18 protein-coding genes and 1 pseudogene are annotated in these 20517 nt (G+C 75.4%); 15 read left to right on the top strand and 4 right to left on the bottom strand.

Annotation, left to right across the window (positions count from 1 at the left end; translation table 11 throughout):
• Positions 1 to 88: 88 nt before the first annotated feature.
• From O4J56_RS05925 to O4J56_RS05910, 4 genes are all read left to right on the top strand, one after another.
• Positions 89 to 511 carry an SRPBCC family protein gene (locus O4J56_RS05925; RefSeq protein WP_270684157.1) on the top strand — a complete coding sequence of 141 codons (423 nt, stop codon included), beginning with the start codon at positions 89 to 91 and terminating at the stop codon, positions 509 to 511.
• Positions 512 to 623: 112 nt separating this feature from the next.
• Positions 624 to 1643, top strand: a complete 1020-nt coding sequence (locus O4J56_RS05920; RefSeq protein WP_270684156.1) for a zinc-binding dehydrogenase — start codon at positions 624 to 626, stop codon at positions 1641 to 1643.
• 1841 nt (positions 1644 to 3484) lie between these two features.
• The gene (locus O4J56_RS05915; protein WP_270684154.1) at positions 3485 to 5314 is read left to right on the top strand and encodes a nitroreductase/quinone reductase family protein; all 1830 of its coding nucleotides are present in this window, start codon (positions 3485 to 3487) and stop codon (positions 5312 to 5314) included.
• Positions 5315 to 5369: 55 nt separating this feature from the next.
• Positions 5370 to 6470, top strand: a complete 1101-nt coding sequence (locus O4J56_RS05910; protein WP_270684152.1) for a pirin family protein — start codon at positions 5370 to 5372, stop codon at positions 6468 to 6470.
• 64 nt (positions 6471 to 6534) lie between these two features.
• On the opposite strand, the gene O4J56_RS05905 is transcribed toward O4J56_RS05910, so the two are convergent.
• Positions 6535 to 7497: a TetR/AcrR family transcriptional regulator gene (locus tag O4J56_RS05905; RefSeq protein WP_270684150.1), complete on the bottom strand. Its 963-nt coding sequence runs from the start codon at positions 7495 to 7497 to the stop codon at positions 6535 to 6537.
• Positions 7498 to 7621: 124 nt separating this feature from the next.
• Here O4J56_RS05905 and ribA point away from each other — a divergent pair, with 124 nt between their 5' ends.
• From ribA to O4J56_RS05865, 8 genes and pseudogenes are all read left to right on the top strand, one after another.
• A complete protein-coding gene (ribA, locus tag O4J56_RS05900; RefSeq protein WP_270684149.1) occupies positions 7622 to 8377 on the top strand; it encodes a GTP cyclohydrolase II in 756 nt (251 codons plus the stop codon).
• A complete protein-coding gene (locus O4J56_RS05895; protein WP_270684148.1) occupies positions 8370 to 9215 on the top strand; it encodes an inositol monophosphatase family protein in 846 nt (281 codons plus the stop codon). The genes ribA and O4J56_RS05895 overlap by 8 nt, the downstream gene beginning before the upstream one ends.
• Complete coding sequence (locus O4J56_RS05890) at positions 9202 to 10050, top strand: CDP-alcohol phosphatidyltransferase family protein (protein WP_270684146.1); 849 nt, start codon at positions 9202 to 9204, stop codon at positions 10048 to 10050. The genes O4J56_RS05895 and O4J56_RS05890 overlap by 14 nt, the downstream gene beginning before the upstream one ends.
• 4 nt (positions 10051 to 10054) lie before the next feature.
• A complete protein-coding gene (locus O4J56_RS05885; protein ID WP_270684145.1) occupies positions 10055 to 11029 on the top strand; it encodes a zinc-dependent alcohol dehydrogenase in 975 nt (324 codons plus the stop codon).
• Between the two features lie 33 nt (positions 11030 to 11062).
• Positions 11063 to 11461: a 6-pyruvoyl trahydropterin synthase family protein gene (locus O4J56_RS05880; protein WP_270684143.1), complete on the top strand. Its 399-nt coding sequence runs from the start codon at positions 11063 to 11065 to the stop codon at positions 11459 to 11461.
• Positions 11458 to 12585 (top strand): glycosyltransferase family 4 protein, encoded by a 1128-nt coding sequence (locus O4J56_RS05875; protein WP_270684141.1) that lies wholly within the window; start codon positions 11458 to 11460, stop codon positions 12583 to 12585. The genes O4J56_RS05880 and O4J56_RS05875 overlap by 4 nt, the downstream gene beginning before the upstream one ends.
• Positions 12582 to 13430 (top strand): class I SAM-dependent methyltransferase, encoded by an 849-nt coding sequence (locus tag O4J56_RS05870; RefSeq protein ID WP_270684139.1) that lies wholly within the window; start codon positions 12582 to 12584, stop codon positions 13428 to 13430. Before O4J56_RS05875 ends, O4J56_RS05870 begins: the two co-directional genes overlap by 4 nt.
• A gap of 446 nt (positions 13431 to 13876) precedes the next feature.
• Positions 13877 to 14830 (top strand): annotated as a pseudogene (locus tag O4J56_RS05865) (lysylphosphatidylglycerol synthase domain-containing protein); the annotation flags it as partial.
• A gap of 107 nt (positions 14831 to 14937) precedes the next feature.
• Here the strand turns inward: O4J56_RS05865 and O4J56_RS05860 are convergent.
• The gene (locus O4J56_RS05860; protein ID WP_270684137.1) at positions 14938 to 15663 is read right to left on the bottom strand and encodes a creatininase family protein; all 726 of its coding nucleotides are present in this window, start codon (positions 15661 to 15663) and stop codon (positions 14938 to 14940) included.
• Positions 15664 to 15848: 185 nt separating this feature from the next.
• Here O4J56_RS05860 and O4J56_RS05855 point away from each other — a divergent pair, with 185 nt between their 5' ends.
• Positions 15849 to 16583, top strand: coding sequence for a PIG-L deacetylase family protein (locus O4J56_RS05855; protein ID WP_270684136.1), 735 nt, complete (start codon positions 15849 to 15851; stop codon positions 16581 to 16583).
• Positions 16584 to 16628: 45 nt separating this feature from the next.
• Here the strand turns inward: O4J56_RS05855 and O4J56_RS05850 are convergent, their stop codons facing one another.
• Positions 16629 to 17804: a 4-hydroxybenzoate 3-monooxygenase gene (locus tag O4J56_RS05850; RefSeq protein ID WP_270684134.1), complete on the bottom strand. Its 1176-nt coding sequence runs from the start codon at positions 17802 to 17804 to the stop codon at positions 16629 to 16631.
• A gap of 113 nt (positions 17805 to 17917) precedes the next feature.
• Here O4J56_RS05850 and O4J56_RS05845 point away from each other — a divergent pair, with 113 nt between their 5' ends.
• Positions 17918 to 18748 carry an IclR family transcriptional regulator gene (locus tag O4J56_RS05845; RefSeq protein ID WP_270684132.1) on the top strand — a complete coding sequence of 277 codons (831 nt, stop codon included), beginning with the start codon at positions 17918 to 17920 and terminating at the stop codon, positions 18746 to 18748.
• Positions 18749 to 18757: 9 nt separating this feature from the next.
• Here the strand turns inward: O4J56_RS05845 and O4J56_RS05840 are convergent, their stop codons facing one another.
• The gene (locus O4J56_RS05840; protein ID WP_270684131.1) at positions 18758 to 19945 is read right to left on the bottom strand and encodes an AI-2E family transporter; all 1188 of its coding nucleotides are present in this window, start codon (positions 19943 to 19945) and stop codon (positions 18758 to 18760) included.
• Between the two features lie 396 nt (positions 19946 to 20341).
• Between O4J56_RS05840 and O4J56_RS32090 the strand changes: the two genes are divergently transcribed.
• On the top strand, positions 20342 to 20517 hold a 176-nt coding region (locus O4J56_RS32090; RefSeq protein WP_408639087.1), incomplete at its 3' end, for a helix-turn-helix domain-containing protein.

Raw genomic sequence — 20517 nt, 5'->3', positions numbered from 1 at the left:
CGCCCATGGCGGTCGGCGACGACGGGGCCGACAATGGCGCCACACACCCCGGTCCGGGCCGGGGCGCGCACGGAGAGAAGGCGGTCGGATGGCGATGCGGTACGAGAACACGACGGAGATCGCGGCGCGGCCGGAGGAGGTGTGGCCGGTGATGGCCGGGCTCGAGCGCTGGGCCGACTGGGTCCCCACGGTGGTCTCCGTGCAGGCGCTCGACGGCGGCCCGCTGCGCGTGGGCGCGCGCTACCGGCTGGTCCAGCGGCGCACGCCCCCGGCCGTGTGGACGGTCACCAGGGTCGCCGAGGGGCGCGAGTTCACCTGGGAGACCCGGTTCTTCGGGGCGCGGATGAGCGCCGAGCACCATCTGGAGGCCGCGGGCGGGGGCACGCGGGCGCGCCTGGTGCTGACCCTGGAGGGCCGCGCGGCACCCGTGCTGGCCTCCATCGCGGGGGCGAGGATGCGCCGCTTCGTGGACATCGAGGCGGCCGCGCTGAAGTGGCGCTGTGAGCCGTGATGCGGTCGCCCCCGCACGCGAACTTGACCTCAACTGAACTTGAGGTGTGAGAGTGGTGCCCACGCCCTCCCGGGAAGGCCGGGAGGACAGGACCCGGAAGGGGAGTGGCGCCATGCGCGCGGTGCGAGTGGAGCGGTTCGGCGGCCCCGAGGTGCTGGTCCCCGCGGAGGTCCCGGCGCCCCGGGCCGGGGCGGGCGAGGTGGTGGTCGGCGTCGAGGCGGCCGACGTCATCTTCCTCGACACCCAGCTGCGGAGCGGTTGGGGCCAGGAGTACTTCGCCTTGGAGCCGCCGTACATCGCGGGAGGCGGCGTCGTCGGCACGGTGGCCTCGGTGGGCGAAGGTGTCGACCCTGCACTGGTGGGAAGGCGGGTGCTCAGCAGCACCGGTGAGCGGTCCCCCGAGACCGGGCGCACCACCGCCCCTCAGGGCGGGTACGCCGAGTTCGCCACGGCGCCGGCGGCCAGTGTGACGGAGGTGCCGGACGGGGTGGACGGCGAGCAGGCCCTGGCCCTCCTGTCCGACGGGATCACCGCTCAGCTCATCGCGGACACGGTGGCCTTCAAGAGAGGAGAGACCGTCGTGGTCGCCGCCGCGGCCGGAGGGCTCGGGTCGATCCTGGTGCAGCTGGCGCACGCGGCCGGTGCCCGCGTGATCGGGGCGGCGCGCGGGGAGCGCAAGCTCGCCTGGGCGGCCGAGCAGGGGGCCGAGCACACCGTCGACTACTCCGAGGACGGCTGGACCGACCGCATCCTGGAGCTGACCGGCGGGGCCGGGGCGGACGTGGTGCTCGACGGCGCGGGGGCCGCCCTGGGGACCGCGGCCTTCTCCCTCACCAAGGACGGCGGCCGTTTCGTGGGCTATGGCGCCTCGGGCGGCGACTTCGCCGAGATCGACCGCGACCGGGCCGAGGAGCGGGGGATCCGTGCGCTCTCGCTCCTGGAACTGCCCGCCCTGGACAGCGCCAAGGACCGGCACTTCCTCCAGCGGCTGCTGGACAAGGTGAAGCAGGGCGAGATCTCCCTAAAGATCGGCCAGGCGTTCCCGCTGGAGAAGGCGGCGGACGCGCACCGCGCCCTCGCCGAGCGCGCGACGCTCGGCAAGACCCTGCTGCGGGTGGCAGACGGCAGCTGACCTGGAGAGGGAAAGGGGGCGGACGGTGAGGCCGCTTGGTGCGGACACACCGTTCGCCCCCTTTGTTATGCGCATGGACGGTCCGGGGTTCAGCCGAAGGTGGGCGGCCCCTGCGGCAGCGCGGTCGGGCGTGCGGCGTGTGGGTGGTCACCGTTCTGGGCGGCGACGGAGCGAGCGGGGCGGTTCCCCGGCCCCGCCTGCCGTCCGTCCGGTCACTCCCGGTCCGGGCGGGTGGGGCGGCTGGGCTGGTACCCCGCTTAGGGGCCCCGGCCGGGAGGCAGGTCAGCGGGGTGTGGCGTGGAGGGCAGCGACGAGGAGAGGTCAGCGGCCCTCGCCGCAGCGCCGTCGGCCGCCGGGCGTGCGGGTGGTCGCCGCGGTCGGCGGCGACGGAGTGAGCCGGGCGGTTCCCCGCCCCTGCCTGCCGTCCGTAAGGTCACCGGCGGTCCGGGCGGCGGCGCGACCGGGAGGGCGCGTGCCCGCCCGCGCTCGTGGCGCCCGCACCCCCGGTGCCCCCTCCTCGATGATCTCGACAAAGGTGCTGTCAAAACCGCCGGAATGACAGCTCTCTTGTCGAGATCATCGAGAGGGCGGCGGTGCGGGGGGCGCGCTGTTGTTGATCTCGGGGAAGTCGGGCTTATCGTGTCCGGTTTAACCCCGAGTTCCCCGAGATCATCGCCGAGGGGGCTATCCGGGTGGTGCATACCGGGCATAACAGGCAGCGAGCGAGGGGGCGCGCATCCAGCGTCGTGGAATCGACGCTTTTTGGCTGATCAGGCGTCGATTTTACGACCCAGGATGGCCCCGGGCCGTCCGAGGTGCCTGGAAGGCGGGTTCCGGACGAGCCACTACCGCCCCGGCGTCCGGTTTGCCCGGTTTCCAGGGGGGCGGACCCCCTCCGGCGCCCTGTTCGACGCCCGGAGCCGACCGGCGGGCGTCGCGGGTGCACGGTCATCGCGATACCAGAACGGGAGCGGGGTACCTGCTCAGCCGCCTTCTTCCTGGACCACCTGGGGCCTGGCGGACGGCAGGCGGGGGTGGGGAACCGCCCGGCTCACGCCGTCGCCGCCGACCGCGGCGACCACCCGCACGCCCGGCGGCCGACGACGCTGCGCTGAGGGCCGCCGACCTTCGTCGTCGCCGCCATCCCCGCCACACCCCGGCGGCCCGCCGCCCGGCCGGCACCCGTGAGCGGGGGACCTGCTCAGCCGCCTTCTTCCTGGACCGCCTGGGGCCTGGCGGACGGCAAGTAGGGGGGAACCGCCCGGCTCTTGCCGTCGCCGCCCTCCACGGCGACCGCGCACACGCGCTGCGCTCGACGGCGCTGCGCCGCGGGCCGCTGGCCTTCGTCGTTGCTGCCCTGCCCGCCACGCCCCACCGGCCCGCCGCCCGGCCAGGGCCCTTAAGCGGGGTACCTGCCCAGCCGCCGACTACGTCGACCATCCACGCTTCCTGCAACCGTTGGCACTGGGGTCGGACCCGGCCACCACCTCCTCCGGATCGGGCTTGACGGCCTGCTGTTCCAGGGATTGAATATCGGGCGTGCCGCGTGGCGCCGCAGCGACGAAGGCGGCGGCCGGGCGGTACCCGACCCTGGAGAGATGTCGTGATGGAAGCACGCGTCTGCGGACTGATCTAGCGCACGGCGCCGTGTGACTCCGCGCCCGTCGGCCTTTTCCCTGCCCGGCGCGTGAGCAGGCGCCCCCTTTCCCCGCCGCACCGGCGGCGACCCGTGATTCGACGAGGTCTCCGCGTGCCCATGCGCTGATGACGACGCCCGCCGTCCATTCCCACGCGTGCGCGGAGACACCCCTATCCGCTTTTCGCGCGCACCCGGTGACCGGGTGTGCGCCGACCATTCGTGCATTCAAGGAGATGCCACCATTACCACCGACTTCAACCAGCAGGTCATCGACGAGTACCGCGCCACCCGGGGACGCCTGTCCGGGCCCTTCGCCAATGCGCGCCTGCTGCTTCTGACCACGACCGGCGCCCGCACCGGGCTCCGGCGCACCACCCCGCTGGGGTACCTCAACGACGAGGGCGGCCGGATCCTCGTCATCGCATCGGCCGGGGGATCCACGCGCCACCCGGCCTGGTACCGGAACCTGGTGGCCGACCCCCGGGTCACCGTGGAGAGCGGCCCCTTCACCTTCACCGCCACCGCCGAGGTGCTGGAGGGGGAAGAACGCGACCGCGTCTTCGCCCGCGCGGTCGAGGCCGACGCGGGCTGGGGCTCCTACCAGGAACAGGCGGGCCGCACCCTGCCCGTGGTGGCGCTGCACCCCGTCGAAGGGGGGCCGACCGGCGACCCGGCCGCCGGCGACTTCCTCGTGGCGGTGCACGACGCCTTCCGCCGGGAGCTGGAGCTCGTCCGCGACGAGGTCGCCTCCACCGGCACCGCCGCCCTCGGGGCCCAGCTCCGCATCAACTGCATGGCGGTCTGCCAGGGGCTGCACCACCACCACACCCAGGAGGACGAAGGGGTCTTCCCGGCCGTGGCGGCCGCGCGGCCGGACCTGGCGCCGGTCGTCGAGCGTCTGAGGGCCGAACACGTCCGCGTCGCCGAACTGCTGGCGGCGCTGCGCGAGCGCCTCTCGGACGGCGACCCCGACACCGCGGCCGTGCTGGCCGACGTCGACCGCCTCACCGCCGACCTGCTCGCCCACCTGGACTACGAGGAGCGGGAACTCGTGCCGCTGCTCAATGCCGGGATCGGGGAGCCGGCCCCCGAGGCGGGGGAGCGGGAGCCCTCCCGCCCGCGCCCCGATGTCGAGCGTGTGCGCGCCACCGACCGTGAGCGCGACGCGGTACGCGCGCTCATGACCGGTGGAGCCCTGTCCGGTGCGGCCCTGCCCGGGTCGGCCCGGATCGAGCCGCTGTCGGCCGACACCGGAGGCGTCCCGTGCGACTGGGTCGATGCCGACGGGGCCGGGCTCGACGCAGGCGTGGTCCTCTACGCGCACGGCGGGGGCTTCGAGTTCGAACACCCCGCGGCCGAGCGCGTCATGGCCCACCGGCTCTCCCTCGCCGCGGGCCGCCCCGCCGTGCGGGTCGGCTACCGGCTGGCGCCCGCGCACCCGTTCCCCGCGGCGGTGGAGGACGTGGCGGCGGTGTACCGCTCCCTGGTCGCCCAGGGGGTGCCGCCCGGGCGCATCGTCCTCGCCGGGGAGTCCGCAGGGGCCACGCTGGTGCTGTCGGCGCTCCTGCTGCTCAAGGAGGCGGGCGACCCCCTGCCCGCAGGGGCGGTGTCGGTCTCGCCGGTCACCGACTTCGCGGCCGAGGGCGGCTCCCGGGTGCGCAACGAGGGCCGGGACCTGGTCCCCGCCGGGCTGATGGCCCACATCGGCCCCGGGTACCTCAACGGCGCCCCTGCCGACGAGGCGCCGCAGTCGCCTCTGTACGGGGACCTGTCCGGGCTCCCGCCGCTGCTCCTGGTGGCGGGCGAGGACGAACTGCTGCTCGACGACGCGGTGCGGTTCGCCGAGGCCGCCGCCGAGCAGGGGACCCGGGTCGCGCTCGACCTCTACGAGGGCATGCCGCACGTCCCGCACATGCCCGTGCTCGGCGAGGAGCCCCGCCTCAAGACGGCCGAGACCTTCCTCGACCGCCTCGCCGCATGGGTGCGCGGCCTGGAGGACGGCCGGGGCGGCCAGGACGGCCAAGGCGGCTGATTCCCGGCCCGCGTGGAGCCTGGGCGGCGGCCCGGGCCCGGTTTACGGTGGGGCGGTGAGCAACGTCGAGACCCGCCCCTCCGAGCAGACCGTGTGCGCCCCGGGCACCGTGCCCGGGGCGCCCGGTCCCGCCCTGGCCCCGGCGCCCCCGGCCGCCGAGCCCGACATCGAGCTCCTCGCGCCGCGCGAGGTGCCCCTCGGCGGCCCGCGCGCCATGCCGGTGCAGCGCAGCCTGCCCAACCGCGAGCGCCGCATGGTCGGGGCGTGGTGCTTCGCCGACTTCTACGGCCCCACCGACGTCGCCGACGGGCCCGGCATGCAGGTCCCTCCCCACCCCCACACCGGCCTGCAGACGGTGAGCTGGCTCCTCGAAGGGGAGGTGGCCCACAAGGACAGCCTGGGCAGCGACCGCACCGTGCGCCCCGGGGAGCTGAACCTCATGACCGCCGGGCGCGGCATCACCCACTCCGAGCGGTCGCCAGGGGACCGGCCCTCGATCCTGCACGGCGTGCAGCTGTGGGTGGCCCAGCCCGAGGCCGACCGCGACGGCCCCGCCGCCTTCGACCACCACACCGACCTCCCCGACCTGCAGAGCGCCGCCGGAACCGTGCGCCTGATCGCCGGTGAGATGGCGGGGGAGACCTCCCCCGCGCGGTTCTTCTCACCCATCCTGGGGGCCGAGGCGGTGCTGGTGGGGGACGGCCCGCTGCGCCTGCCCCTGGAGCCGGAGTTCGAACACGCCGTCCTGTCCCTCATCGGCCCGGTGAGCGCCGAAGGGTGCGACATCCCGGTGGGGGCGATGCTCTACCTCGGGCGGGGGCGTGGGGAGCTGGCCCTGAGCGGGCACCGGGGGTCGCGCGCGCTGCTGATCGGAGGGACCCCCTTCGAAGAGGACCTCGTCATGTTCTGGAACTTCGTGGGGCGCAGCCATGAGGAGATCGTGGCCGCGCGCGAGGCCTGGGAAGAGGAACGGGCCGCAGCGCGCGCGGATCGGCCGGAAGCGGACGACGGAGCCCCCGGACCCGGGCGGCCCGGTGCGGGGCCGCTCGGCGCGGAGCGGTTCGGGACGGTCCCCGGAGACCTCGGGGCCCCTCTTCCCGCGCCGGCCCTGCCCAACGCGCACCTGCGCCCCCGGCCCAGGTACAAGCGCAAGTGAGAGGGCTCCCCGGCCCAGGCGACGGCGGCCCGGGGCGGCGCCGCGATCGGCGCCGCGAGCGGGCCTAGCGGTCCCCGCCGTCGTCCGCGTGCGCGGCGCCCTCGGTGTCCTCCGCGTGCGCGGTGTCCTCGGCGTCCCCGGCGTCCCCGGTGTCCTCGGCTCCGGTGCCGTCGAACAGGCCGCCCCGGGCCAGCACCCGCCGCACCTCCTCGATGCGGGCGTCGTCGAACTCGACCTGCGGGTCGGGCTCCAGCAAGGCCGTCGCGACCGAGGCGAGCGCGAGGGCGGGCAGCGACCAGTCGGACCCGCCGGGCACGCCGAGCGCGTCGGTGTGCACCGTCCGCTCCGACAGCTCGGGGGTGGTGGGCGCCATCACCACCATGCCGCGCACGGTGGCCCCCGCGATCGCGGCCAGTGCCTCGAACCCCGCCCCCAGCCCCGGCCGCAGGCGCAGCCCCAGCAGGGTGCTGCACCGCTCGTAGAAGGCGGCCAGCCGGGAGCCGACCCGGCGCTCGGACTCGGCCAGGGCCAGGCGCACCCGCTCGCGGAAGTCGGTCTCCGGCAGGCTGAGGAACGTGGCGTGCAGGGCCAGGTAGGTGCGCCACTCGGGCGACCCGAGGAACGTCTCCAGCTCGCGGGGCGCGCCCCGGCGCAGTACCTCGGCGGCCACCCCCACGCGCTGGGAGGGCACGCGGAGCCGGTCGAGGTGCTCCAGGACCGTCCGCTCGACGCCGCGCACCGCCTCGGGGTTGCTCCTGCCGATGGCGGGGCTCGCCCCGCGGGCCAGCTCCAGGAGCAGGTCGCTGAAGAACAGGTCCTTGTAGGGCCACCGGCGGTAGACCGCGCTGCGCGAGACGCCCGCGTCGCGGATGACGTCCTCGAAGCTGATGTGGTCCAGGCCCACGGTCAGGCCGGCGCCGTTGACCTGTTCGACGGCGGCCCGGAGCATGCGCCGTTCGGTCTCGGTGTCGGACAGGCGGCGCCGCCGCCGTGTCGGTCCCGCGTCCTGACGGGGGTGCCCGTTCATGGATCCGTCCTTGGGATACGATGTCTCAAATTCCGAATATCAGGATCATTCTATTGCGCGACGCGCGCGAACGCGCGGGGCCGGGCCGCTCCCCGGTGGTCCCCCCGCCGGCGAGGGGAGAAGGATGCCTGACCACGACGCCGCACCCGGCGGTTCCGAGCCCCTGGAGACCGCCGAGTCGGAACTGGCCACCCGCCGCGGCCCCTTCCGGGCCGTGGCCTTCCGCGACCCGCAGGAGGGCGGCGAGCACCTGGCGCTGGTGCGCGGCCCCGTCTCCGGCGGCGGGCCGGTGCTGGCCCGCGTCCACTCCGAATGCCTGACCGGGGACGTCTTCGGCGCCACCCGGTGCGAGTGCGGCGAGCAGCTCGACGCCGCCCTGGAGGCGATCGCGGCCGAGGGGCGCGGGGTGCTGGTCTACATGCGCGGGCACGAGGGCCGCGGCATCGGCCTGCTCGCCAAGGTGCGCACCCACATCCTCCAGGACGAGCAGGGCCTGGACACCGTCGACTCGGCCACCTCCCTGGGCTTCCCGGTCGACGTGCGCGACTACCGCCCGGCCGCGCGCATCCTGCGCCGCCTGGGGGTGGGGTCGGTGCGGCTGATGTCGAACAACCCCGACAAGGTGGAGGCGCTGGAGGCGCACGGCGTCCCTGTGGCCGCCCGCGTGCCGCTTCTGGCCCCCGCGCACAGCGGCAACATCGCCTACCTGACCGCCAAGCGCGACCGCCTCGGCCACGACCTACCGCAGCTCGACGGCGTGGCCGACGGTGCCGCCGACAGCGCGGCCGGCGGCGCGGCGGCGGGCGATGGGCCCCGGGGCCTCAACGGGCACGGCGGACCCGGCGGCGCCGCCCGGGCGACGGGGGGCCGCCGTGGGTGAGCACGGGCACGGCCGGGGCACCCCGCCCCCGCCCCCGGACCCGCACGGCGCCGACCTGCTCCCGGTCGCGCGCGAGGCGGCGGCCCTGGCCCGGAGGATCATCGCCGACCGCGCCCCGCGATCGGTGTCGGCCAAGGGCGACCGCGACATGGTGACCGACGTCGACCTGGCCGTGGAGGAGGCGCTGCGGGACTTCCTGGGCCGGGAGACGCCCGGGCTGGGGGTCCTCGGCGAGGAGGGCGGGCGCACCGGCGGTGGCGCGGACGCGCCCTACTGGGTGGTCGACCCCGTCGACGGCACGGCCAACCTGGCCCGCGGCATCCCGCTGTGCGGAGCGACCGTCGCGCTGGTGCGGGGGCGCACGGCCGTGGCCGCCGCGATCGACTTCCCCTTCCTGGGCACCGCGTACGCCGCGGCGGCAGGGGTAGGGGCCTACTGCGGGGACGAGCGGCTGCACGTCTCCGAAACCGCCGATGAGGCGGCGGCCCTGGTCTCGGTCGGCGACTTCGCCGTGGGGCCGGGCGCCGAGGCCAAGAACCGCGTGCGCCTGGGCCTGCTGGAGCGGCTGGGCGCCCGGGTGCAGCGCATCCGGATGCTCGGCACCGCCGCGGCCGACCTGGCCTGGACCGCCCACGGGCGGCTCGACGCGGCGCTGATCCTGGCCAACCGGCCCTGGGACACCGCCGCCGGGGTGCTGCTGGTGCGCGAGGCGGGAGGGGCCGTCCTCGACCGCGACGGGTCCGAGCACACCGTGGACTCCGAGGCCACGATCGCCGTGGCCCCCGGGGTGCGCGAGGCCTTGATGGCGGAGGTGGAACGCGCTTATGGGAGTCTGTGAGGTCCCCGCCTACGCGCGGCCCGCCGCGCCGCCCGCGGGACCGTGGTGCGGGACGGCGCTGGGGGCCCTGGCCCTGCCGGTCCTGATGTCGCTGATGGCCTCGACCGTCGGCCTGGGAGCCGCGGGGTGGGCGGCGGGGTCGGCCTACGCGCTCGTGCTGTGGGTGCTCCTGGCGCGCGGGCTGCGGCGCGACGGCGCGCCTGCGCTGCGCCCGGCCGACCGCGTCACCCTGGCGCGCGCGGTGCTGGTGGGCGCGGTCGCCGCCCTGGTGGCCGATGCGGCCTTCGGACGGCCCGGACATACGTGGGTCCTGGTCGTGACGGCCTCGGTGGCGCTGGCCATGGACGGGCTCGACGGGCCGGTGGCCCGGCGCACGGGGACGGCCTCGCGGCTGGGCGCCCGCTTCGACATGGAGGTCGACGCCTTCCTGATCCTGGCGCTCAGCGTGCACGCCGCGTTCCTTCTCGGGCCGTGGACGCTCGCGATCGGCGGGGCGCGCTACGCCTTCGCCGGTGCCGCGCGCGTGGCCCCGTGGCTGAACGGGGACCTTCCGCCCAGCACCGCGCGCAAGGCGGTGGCCGTCGTGCAGGCGGTGGCGCTGATCGCGGCCGTCAGCGGCGTCCTGCCCCACGGTCTCGCGGTCGCGGTGGCGGCGGGGGCGCTGGCGCTGCTGGCGTGGTCCTTCGGCCGGGACATGCTGTGGCTGTGGCGCGCGCGGGAGCGGACGCAAGTAGACGGGGCCGACGGCCACCGCACCCCGCACGCCGTTCGGCACACCACCCGCCGCCCGGACGGCGCCCACCCCGCGCATTCGCCTCGGCCGAACGGAGGATGAACACGTGGAGCGCACAGCGCGCGCCTTCTGGGTGACCGCACCCGGGCGAGGGGAGATCCGGTCCGCCGCCCTCCCCGAGCCGGGCGATGGCGACGTCGTCGTCCGCACCCTGTACACCGGTGTCAGCCGGGGCACCGAGGCCCTCGTGTTCGGCGGCCGCGTGCCCGACAGCCTCAAGGAGGACATGCGGGCGCCCCACCAGGAGGGCGAGTTCCCCGGCCCGGTCAAGTACGGCTACCTCAACAGCGGCGTCGTCGAGCAGGGGCCCCCGGAGCTCGTCGGGCGCGAGGTGTTCTGCCTGTACCCGCACCAGACCCGGTACGTCGTCCCTGCGGAGGCCGTCGTCCCCCTGCCCCCGGGGGTGCCCGCCCGGAGGGCCGTGCTCGCCGGCGCGGTCGAGACGGCGGTCAACGCCCTTTGGGACGCGGCGCCCCGGGTCGGCGACCGGGTCTGCGTCGTCGGCGCGGGGATGGTGGGCTGTTGTGTGGCGAGAATGCTGTCGTCCCTGCCCGGGGTGCGGCTGCAGCTCGTGGACACCGACCCGTCGCGGGCGCGTGCCGCCGAACGGCTGGGCGTCCCCTTCGCCGCGCCCGACGCCGCCGAGGACGGGTGCGACCTGGTGTTCCACACCAGCGCCTCTGAGGAGGGGCTGGGCCTGTCCCTGGGGCTGCTCGGCACCGAAGGCGAGGTGATCGAGCTGAGCTGGTACGGCGACCGGCAGGTGCGCGTCCCGCTGGGGGAGGCGTTCCACCCCCGGAGGCTGGCGGTGCGCTGCAGCCAGGTGGGGCGGGTGTCCCCGGCGCGCAGAGCGCGAAGGACCCTGCGCGACCGCCTGACCCTCGCGGTGGGCCTGCTCGCCGACCCCGCCTACGACGCGCTCATCACCGGAGAGAGCCCCTTCGAGGAGCTGCCCGCGACCATGCCGGGCCTGGCCGACGGCGGGATCCCCGCCCTGTGCCACGCCATCGCCTACCCCTGACCGACGACCGCCCCCCTTCGTGAGGAGAGCTCCTTGTTCCATGTCACCGTCCGCGACCACTTCATGGCCGCGCACAGCTTCCGCGGCGACGTCTTCGGCCCCGCCCAGGCCCTGCACGGCGCCACGTTCGTCGTGGACGCGTCCTTCCGCCGCCCCGAGCTGGACGAGGACGGAGTCGTCGTCGACATCGGCCTGGCGAGCGCGCGGCTCGCCGAGGTCCTGGCCGACCTGAACTACCGCAACCTCGACGAGGATCCGGCGTTCAAGGGGGCCAACACCACGACGGAGTACCTGGCCAAGGTCATCGCCGACCGGCTCGCCGAGCGCATCGGGGCCGGGGAGCTGGGGGAGGGCGCGCACGGCCTCACCGGCCTCCAGGTGACCCTGCACGAGTCCCACGTGGCGTGGGCGGGCTACGAGCGCGCGCTGTGAGCTCCTCGGGCGCTGTGGGGAGCGGGGCGGTCTTCGTCGTCCCCGGGGGCATCGCCGACCCTGCGGTGCCGAGCGGGGGGAACGTCTATGACCGCCGCACTCTGGAGGAGCTCGCGCGCGCGGGGGTGCCCGTGCGAGAGGTCCGGGTGGACGGGGCGTGGCCCGACCCCGACTCGGCCGGGCGGGAGGGGCTGGCGAGGGCCCTCGCCGACCTTCCGGACGGAACGCCGGTCCTGATCGACGGCTTGGTGGCGTGCGGGGTCCCCGAGGTGGTCGTCCCGGCCGCCGCCCGGCTGCGGCTCGCGGTGCTCGTGCACCTCCCGCTGGCCGACGAGACGGGGACGCCTCCAGAGAGCGCCTCGGTGCTCGAAAGCCGGGAGGGGGCGGTGCTGCGCGCGGCGGAGCTGACGGTGGCCACCAGCGGCCACGCGGCACGGGACCTCGCGCGGCGCCACGGGCTCGACCCGGCGCGGGTGCACACGGTGGAGCCGGGCACCGATCCCGCCCCCGTGGCGCCCGGGACCGACGGGGCGACGCGGCTGCTGTGCGTGGCCTCGGTGACCCCGCGCAAGGGGCACGACGTGCTCGTCGAAGCGCTCGCCGCCAACCGGGGGCGCCGGTGGGAGTGCGTGTGCGCTGGGCCCGAACCCGCGGGCTCCGCCTTTCCACGACAGGTGAGGCACCGGATCGGCGAGCACGGCCTCTCCCACCGCGTCCGATTCACCGGCCCCCTGGAGCCGCCCGCCCTCGATCGCGCCTACGCCGAGGCCGACCTGGTCCTCCTGCCGTCGCGTGCGGAGACGTTCGGCATGGCCGCGGCCGAAGCGCTGGCGCGCGGCATTCCAGTCGCGGCCAGCACGGCGGGCGCGCTCCCGGCGACGGTCGGGCGGTCGCCGGACGGGACGGTGCCCGGCCTGCTCGTCCCGCCGGACGACGCCCCCGCGCTCGGAGCGGCGATCGGGCGCTGGCTGGAGGAGGCGGACCTGCGCGACGAACTGCGCGCCGCCGCGCGCGCGAGGAGAGCGGAGCTGCGCACCTGGCAGAGCGCGGCGCGGGACATGGCCGGTGTCCTGGAACGGCTCACGGCGGCGGCAGCCCGCCGGACACGGGAGGAGGCGCGATGAGTGCGCCGGAGCGGTCGGGGTTCGCTCCGGACTGGCTCGCCTTGAGGGAGCCCGCAGACGCCGCCGCACGCGACCGGGGCCTGGTCGTGGAGGCCGCACGGCACCTTCGGCGGCCCGACGCCGGCGCGCCGCTCGTCATCCGCGACCTGGGCGGGGGCACCGGCTCGATGGCCCGCTGGCTGGCACCGCTGCTGCCCGGACCGCAGCACTGGGTCGTCTACGACCACGACCCGGGCCTGCTTGAGCGCGCACGAGAGCACCCCCCGAACACGTCCGCCGACGGGCGTCCGGTGACCGTCGAGACGCGCACGGCCGACCTGGCGGGACTGCGAGAAGACGACCTGCGCGGGGCGGACCTGGTGACCGCCTCGGCGCTGCTGGACCTGTTCACACGCGAGGAGGTCGAAGGGGTGGTCGCGGCGTGTGTCGGCGCGCGCTGTCCGGCGCTGTTCACCCTGTCGGTGAAGGGGAGGGTGACCGTGACGCCGGAAGACCCTCTGGACCGCGAGATTCAGGAGGCCTTCAACGCGCACCAGCGGCGAATGGTCGGTGGCAGGGCGCTGCTCGGCCCGGACGCGGTGGAGGCCGCGGCGGAGGCGCTCTCCAGGGCCGGGGCCCGGGTCGTTACGCGGTCCAGCCCGTGGCGACTGGGTGCCGACCGGCGCGCGCTGGCGGCCGAATGGCTGGAGGGGTGGGTGCGGGCCGCCGTCGAGCAGCGTCCGGACCTGGCCGCGAGGGCGGAGGCGTACCTGTCCCGCCGCCGCGCCCAGTGTGCGGATGGCGGCCTGTACGTGGAGGTCGGGCACGAGGACGTCCTGTCCCTGCCACCCGGAGGGGCGCGGTGACGCCGGAGGCCGGTGGCCCTGCGGCAGCGCTGTCGGTCGCCGGGCGTGAATGTGGTCGCCGTCTTCGGCGGCGACAGCGGAAGCAGGGCGGTTATCCGGCCTTGCCCGCGGTCCGGCAGGCCGCTCGCGGGCCAGGTGAGCGGCAGCACCTTCGTCGTATTCATCGAGGGGCCGGTAGAGGAGCGCGCTTGGTGATCTCGGGGAGGTCGAAGCCGACCGGGCGCCACATCCCGGGCATATGGGGTGCGGGATGGGTGGTGCGGGCATCGGGCGTGGTGGAAGGGGCGCCCTCGGTGCCGCCACGGCTCTACGCGGACAGGGGCTCCGGGTCCCCGGCGGCCGGGTGGCCGGTCGAGGCCGGGCGGGGTGCCCTCTGTCCCGCCGCGCCGCCTTGACCTGCGTTGATCCGGGGGCTCCAGGGCAGGTCCAACGAGAGGGGGCGTTGAATGTTCGCGAATCGGGGCAAGCGGTGCGGGCTGCGGTGGCATCATGGCCCCCTGGCCCGCCCGCAGGGCGGAGGGCCGTACGGGGGCGCGATAGTGATCGAGGCGACCGAACCTGAACAGCGGCGGCGCACAGGGATGCCGTCCGCGTTGTGGCCCTGGCTGCGGGTCCTCGCCGCCGTCGCCGTGCTCGGCGTCGTGGCCTGGCGACTGGACCTGGGCGCCGTAGGGGCGGCCCTCGGCGCGGTCGGTGCCGGCCCCGCCGCGGCGGCCACGGCCGCGGCCCTCGCCATCGGGGCCGCCACCACCCTGCTCAGCGCCCGGCGCTGGGTCCTGGTCGCCCGCGCCCTGAACCTCCCCCTGCGCACTGGGCCCGCCGTCGCCGCCTACTACCGCGCCCTCTTCCTCAACGCCGTCCTGCCCACCGGCGTCCTGGGCGACGTGCACCGCGCCGTCGACCACGGGCGCCGCAGCGGCGCCCTCGGCCCCGGCGTGCGCGCCGTCGTACTGGAGCGCACCGCCGGGCAGGCGGTCCTCATCGCCGCCGGGGCCCTGCTCCTGGCCGCGTTGCCCACCTGGTGGGGCCTGCTGGACCCGGAGGCGGCCGCCGTCGCCGTCCTCGCCGCCGCCGCGGGCACGGCCGCCCTGCTCGCCTGGGCGCGCCGGGGCACCGCGCTGCCGCGTGTGCGCCGGGCGGTGCGCGACGTGGCCGCCGACGCCCGCGCCACCCTGTTCGCCCGCCGCCTGGGCCCACGGGTCGCCGCGCTCTCGGCGGCCGTCCTGGCCGGGCACGTCGTCCTCTTCCTGGTGGCCGCCCGCACCGCCGGGTCCGTCGCACCCGCCGTCGACCTGGTGCCTGCGGCGGTGGTCGCCCTGCTCGCCATGGCCGTCCCCGCCAACGCCGCCGGATGGGGGCCGCGCGAGGCCGCCACGGCCGCCGCGTTCGGCACCGCCGGGCTCGGCGCCGAACTGGGCCTGGCGACCGCCGTCGTCTACGGCCTGCTGGCGCTGGCGGCGAGCCTGCCCGGGGCCGTCCTGCTCGTCCTGAGCCGCCGGGCCGCGGCTCAGCCGCCGCGCGGCGACAGCGCCGACAGCGGCGGCAGCGCGCCGAAGGACGAGCACAGGCTCTCCAGCACCGCCGCCCCCTTGCGCGCCGTGGCCAGCGACGGGCGTCCCACCACCCCGGACGCGGTGTAGGCGCGCAACCCCAGCGTCAGCAGGTGCGGCCGGTCCTCGGCGTCGTGGTCGGCCTCCGCATACCCCGTACCCACCAGCTCGGGGTGGGCGTGCAGCAGGACCGACGTCTCGATCTCGCCCGCGTGCATGTCGGCGTCGGCGCTGGTCTCCAACCCGGCGGCGGCGCGCGCGGCGGCCCAGTCGGACGGCCCCGGGAACAGCGCCAGCTCCCCGCGGGCCTCCTGCACCGCGTTGCCCAGCGCGTAGTTGCCGCCGTGCCCGTTGACCAGCACCAGCCCCGCCGCGCCCGAGCGCCGGACCGAGGCGGCGACGTCGCGTACCACCGCCAGCAGGGTGGAGGCCGAGATGCTCACCGTTCCCGGCCAGTCCTCGTGCTCGTGCGAGCAGGACAGCGTCAGCGGCGGGAGCACCTGTACCGGGTACCGCGCGGCGATCTCCCGGGCGATCGTGCAGGCGATGACGGTGTCGGTGGCCGAGGGCAGGTGGGGTCCGTGCTGCTCGAAGCTGCCGATCGGCAGCAGGGCCGTGCGCCCCCGCCGGCGTCCGGCGTCGGCGGAGGTGTCCATGGGCAGCAGGTGCCGGTGAGCGTCCATGGTCTCTCGACTACCACAGGCGGCCCGGGGCGGCGGCTTGGCCGTGCGCGGGTCGCCCGGGCGGGGACCGCACGGTGTCCGGAATCGGCCATGCGCGCGGAAAAGCGGGCACGGAGGCGGATAGTTCCCCCTCCCCGCCGGGTGGCGGACCGGGCCCGGACGGTCCCCGCCACTAAAGTCCCCCTATGACCGCGAACGACACGCCCCTGAAGCCCTTCGACGAGGACTGGACCCGCGCGCTGGCCGTGGTCGCGCACCCGGACGACCTGGAGTTCGGCGCGACGTCCGCCATCGCCAAGTGGGCGGGCCAGGGCAAGCAGGTCTCCGAGCTGCTGGTGACCAAGGGCGAGGCCGGGATCGAGACGGTGCCGCCGAGCGAGGCCGGTCCGCTGCGCGTGGAGGAGCAGCGCGCGGCCGGGCGCATCGTGGGCGCCCACCGCGTCGAGTTCCTCGACTTCCCCGACGGCACCCTGGAGTACGGCCTGGACCTGCGCCGTGCGCTGGCGCGCTCGATCCGTGAGCACCGTCCCGAGGTGGTGCTGTCCATCAACTTCCGCGAACACTTCCCGGGCCAGGGTTCCTACAACCACGCCGACCACCGGGTGCTCGGGCCCGCCCTGCTCGACGCGGTCCGCGACGCCGCCAACACGTGGGTCTTCCCCGAGCTGGCCGAGGAGGGCCTCAAGGCGTGGAAGGGCGTGCGGGCGGTCGCGTTCGCCGCCTCGCCCCGGCCGACCCACTTCACCTCCTTCTCGGAGGAGGACCTGCGGACCGGGATCGCCTCCCTGGACGCGCACGAGGTGTACATGGCGGCCCTGGAGGGCTTCGACCACAAGTCCATGCTCCGCACCGCGGCCACGGAGGCCGGGGCCCGCAACGGCGTCGGCCTCGCCGTGGAGTTCGAGGTCCTGGACGCCTGAACCGGGGGAGGGCGAGGGGACGGCCCGGGCGGCCGGGGCGCCCCCTCACTCCTCCAGCGGCCACCCCGTGTAGGCCTCGGCGAGGTAGGCCGACCCGGCGCGGCTTCCCGTGACCATGTCCAGCTCGCCGAGCTGGCGCTGGACGTCGAACGGGGACGCGTCCGGAGGGGTGTGCAGCATCGAGGTCATCCACCACGAGAAGTGCTGGGCGCGCCACACCCTCCTCAAGGCGGTGGCGCTGTAGGCGTCCAACCCCGCCTCGGAACCGGTCGAGAAGTACTCGGCCAGCGCGCGCGACAGCACGGCGACGTCGGCCACCGCCAGGTTGAGCCCCTTGGCCCCCGTGGGCGGCACCACGTGCGCGGCGTCCCCGGCGAGGAACAGGCGCCCGTACCGCATCGGCTCGCAGACGAAGCTGCGCATCGGGATCACGCCCTTCTGGAAGATCGCCCCCTCCTGGAGGGAGAATCCGCCCCCGGCCACGCGCGCCTGCAGCTCGTCCCAGATCCGCGCATCGCTCCAGGAGTCCGCGTCCTCCTCGGGCGCGCACTGGAAGTACATCCGCTGCACCTGGGGGCTGCGCGTGCTGATCAGCGCGAACCCGCGCTCGGAGTGCGTGTACACCAGCTCGTCGGAGGACGGCGGCGCCTCTGCGAGGATGCCGAACCACCCGAACGGGTAGGCGCGGAAGTGCTCGGTCCGCGCGGATCCGGGGATCGACCGGCGGCTGATGCCGTTCGACCCGTCGCACCCGGCGACGACCGCGCACACCAGCTCCTCCCGCACACCGTCGGCGCCGGTGAAGGCGATGGCGGGGCGGTCGCCGCCGATCCCGCTCAGTTCCACCTCCGAACAGCCGAAGCGGATGTCCGCCGACGCGGCACAGCGCGCGGCGATCAGGTCCTTGAGCACCTCGTGCTGCGGGTAGAGCCACACCGATCGGCCGACCAGGCCGGCGAAGTCGATCCGGTGCGGCGCGCCGCCGAACCGCAGCTCGACCCCGTCGTGGCGCGCGCCCTGGGCGAGTGCGCGGTCGCCGACCCCGTGCCGCACCAGCAGGTCGACGGTCCCCTGTTCCAGGACGCCCGCCCTGATGGTCCGTTCGATCTCCTCACGCGTGCGCGTCTCGACGATCACGGACTCGATGCCCTGTTCGGCCAGGAGGAGGGACAGCACCAGGCCCGCAGGACCGGCTCCGAGGATTCCGACTCGTGTGTGCATGGGGCCACCCAACTAGGTGGCCTGAGTCACGGGCTAGTCTTGGCTTCCGTTCAGTGGAAGGCCCCGAGGGGCCCGTCCGGGGCCCGAGGGCGGGGGCCTGGAGAGGGGCGTGCATGGCCGCTGAGGCCGAGCGGGACGGCCGCTCCGTGACCGGGCGTGCGCTGCGGCTGCTGGCCGCCTTCGACGTGGCCCATCCGGCACTGACGCTGACCGAGCTGGCGCGCCGGGCGGATCTGCCCTTGGCGACCGCGCACCGTCTGGCCGGTGAGCTGGAGTCGTGGCGCGCGCTGGAGCGGGGGAGCGACGGCCGCTTCAGGGTGGGCAGCCGGTTGTGGGAGATGGGCCTGCTCGCGCCGGTGTCGAGCCGCCTCAGGCAGGTCGCCCTGCCGTACATGCAGGACCTGTACGAGGCCACGCGGGAGAACATCCACCTGGCGGTCCGGGACGGTTTCGACACGCTGTACGTGGAGAAGCTGTGCGGCCACCGGTCGGTGCCGATCGTGTCCAGGGTCGGCGGGCGGCTCCCGCTGCACGCGACCGGGGTCGGCAAGGTGCTCCTGGCGGGCGCGGGCCCGCAGGTGCGGGAGGGCTACCTCGGCCGTCCCCTGCCGCGCCCCACCGGTTTCACGGTGGTCGAGCGCGGGCGGCTGGAGCGCGAGCTGCGGCAGGTCGCCAGGCGCGGGCACGCACTGACGCGCGAGGAGATGACCCTGGGGTCGGTGTCGGTCGCGGTCCCGGTGGGGCCGGCGTGCGACGGCGAGGAGGGCCCAGACACCGAGCCCGCGGCCGCCCTGGGCATCGTCGTCCGCAGCCACCGGGCCGACCCGGCGCGCCTCGTCCCGCCCCTCAAGGCGGCCGCCCAGGCCATCGCGCGCCGTTTGGAGGAGACCGCACGGGACCCCGCCCCCGGGCTGGAGCACGAACTGCCGCCGATGCCGCGCTGACCCCTTCGGTCAGGAACCGCCCCCGGAGGCCGCGCCTCCGCCCGGGCTCTTGTCCTCACCGGGCTTGGAGCCGCCCTCTGCCGGGGACGTCTTCGCGGCCGCCTTGGCTTTCCCCTTCTCCGGGGCGGTGCCCTCGGCGGGTCCGCTCTCGGCATGGGCGAACGGGCGCTCGCGCAGGAGGGTTGCCACCACCGCCGCCACCGGGGTGGCCAGGAACATCCCCAGGATGCCGCCGATCACGCCGCCGCAGGCGATGGCCACCAGCACCACGGCGCTGGGCAGGTCCAGCGCCTTGCCGTAGACGCGGGGGGCGAAGATGTGGCTCTCGGCCTGCTGGACCAGCAGCACCACCGCCACCACGATCAGCGCGGTCACCAGGCCCTCGGTGACGAAGGCGACCAGCGCCGCCAGCAGGCCGGAGATGAAGGCGCCGACGATCGGCAGGAAGGCGCCCAGGAAGGTGAGCAGGATCAGCGGCGCGGCCAGCGCCGGGTCGATGAGGAACAGCAGTGGGACACCGATGCCGACCGCGTCGATCAGCCCCACGATGGCCACGCCGCGGATGTAGCGGCCCACCACCCCGTAGGCGGCCTCGGCCGAGGCGCGCAGGCCCGGCCGGGAGGCCGAGGGCAGCAGCGAGTAGCTCCAGTCCATCAGCCGGTCGCCCGAGTGCAGGAAGTAGACGGTGAGCACCAGCACCAGCAGCGCCCCCACCAGCACCTCCAGGGCGGCGGTCCCGGCCGACCACACCCCGGTCACGAGCTGCTGGCGGTTCTGCTCCACCATCCGGGTGACCTCCTGGGAGGCCGAGTCCACCAGGTCGTTGAGGAGCAGCGGGTCCAGGCCCAGGGCGGTGGCGTAGTCCTGCAGGGTGGAGGGCACCCGGCCGAGGCTGGCGACCAGGTCCTCGGTTCCGGACACCGCCGGGCGCACGACCAGCGTGACGACGCCGCCGAGCACGATGAGGGCCCCCAGGAACGCGCCCGTGGTGGCCGGGCCGCGCCCCAGCCCCAGGCGGCGCAGGCGCAGGACCAGCGGCATCAGCATCGAGGTGAGGAAGACCGCGAGCACCACGGGGACCGAGACGACCTTGACGTAGGCCAGCCCCCACAGCAGCAGGACGATGACCGTTCCGATGAGCAGCATCCGCCAGGCGGCGTCGCCGAGCCGATAGAGCAGGGACGGGTCGTCTTTCACGGGCGGTCCTCGGTTTCCGGCGGTGCCCGGGCGCCGAACGGGGCGGGCGGCCGGACGGGCTGGGGCGGGTCACGGGGGAGCCGGCCCCGGCGGTTCCCGGGCGCCTCCCACCTCCGGTGGTACCCGATCGGCGCCCGTCCGCGCGCGGGGCCACGCGGCGTTTCGTGATTTCTCCCCGCGCGGGCGCCCCGCTCCCTCCCGGTTCGCGGGGGTATCGGTCCGCGGCCGGGAGCGCCCGCCCCTCCTCCTGTGCGCTCTGTCGAGCTCGGTCCTGTCCGGATTTCCCCCTCACCCGGCATCTCAGACGTTGATCTCGACGAAAGTGCTGTCATTCCGGCGGTGGTTTCTAGTGTTCAGTGCAACTTGTGTAGATGCGCTGGACGCTAGGAGTAGACCGTGGCCCGACCAGGGGCGTTGACGCCGGGGCACCGCCAGGTGCTGGAGAACATGTGGGCCCAGGGCGCCTCCATGGCCGCCATCGCCCGGGCCATGGGGGTGTCCCCGGCCACCGTGGGCCGGGAGCTGGACCGCAACGGAGCCCACCACCGCGGGGCCCGCAACCCCCGCATGCA

The organism is Nocardiopsis endophytica, assembly GCF_027706725.1.
In the GTDB taxonomy this organism is placed as follows: Bacteria; Actinomycetota; Actinomycetes; order Streptosporangiales; family Streptosporangiaceae; genus Nocardiopsis_A; species Nocardiopsis_A endophytica.
The sequence above is the reverse complement of the archived record's forward strand: the minus strand, read 5'-3'. Positions and strand labels throughout refer to the sequence as shown.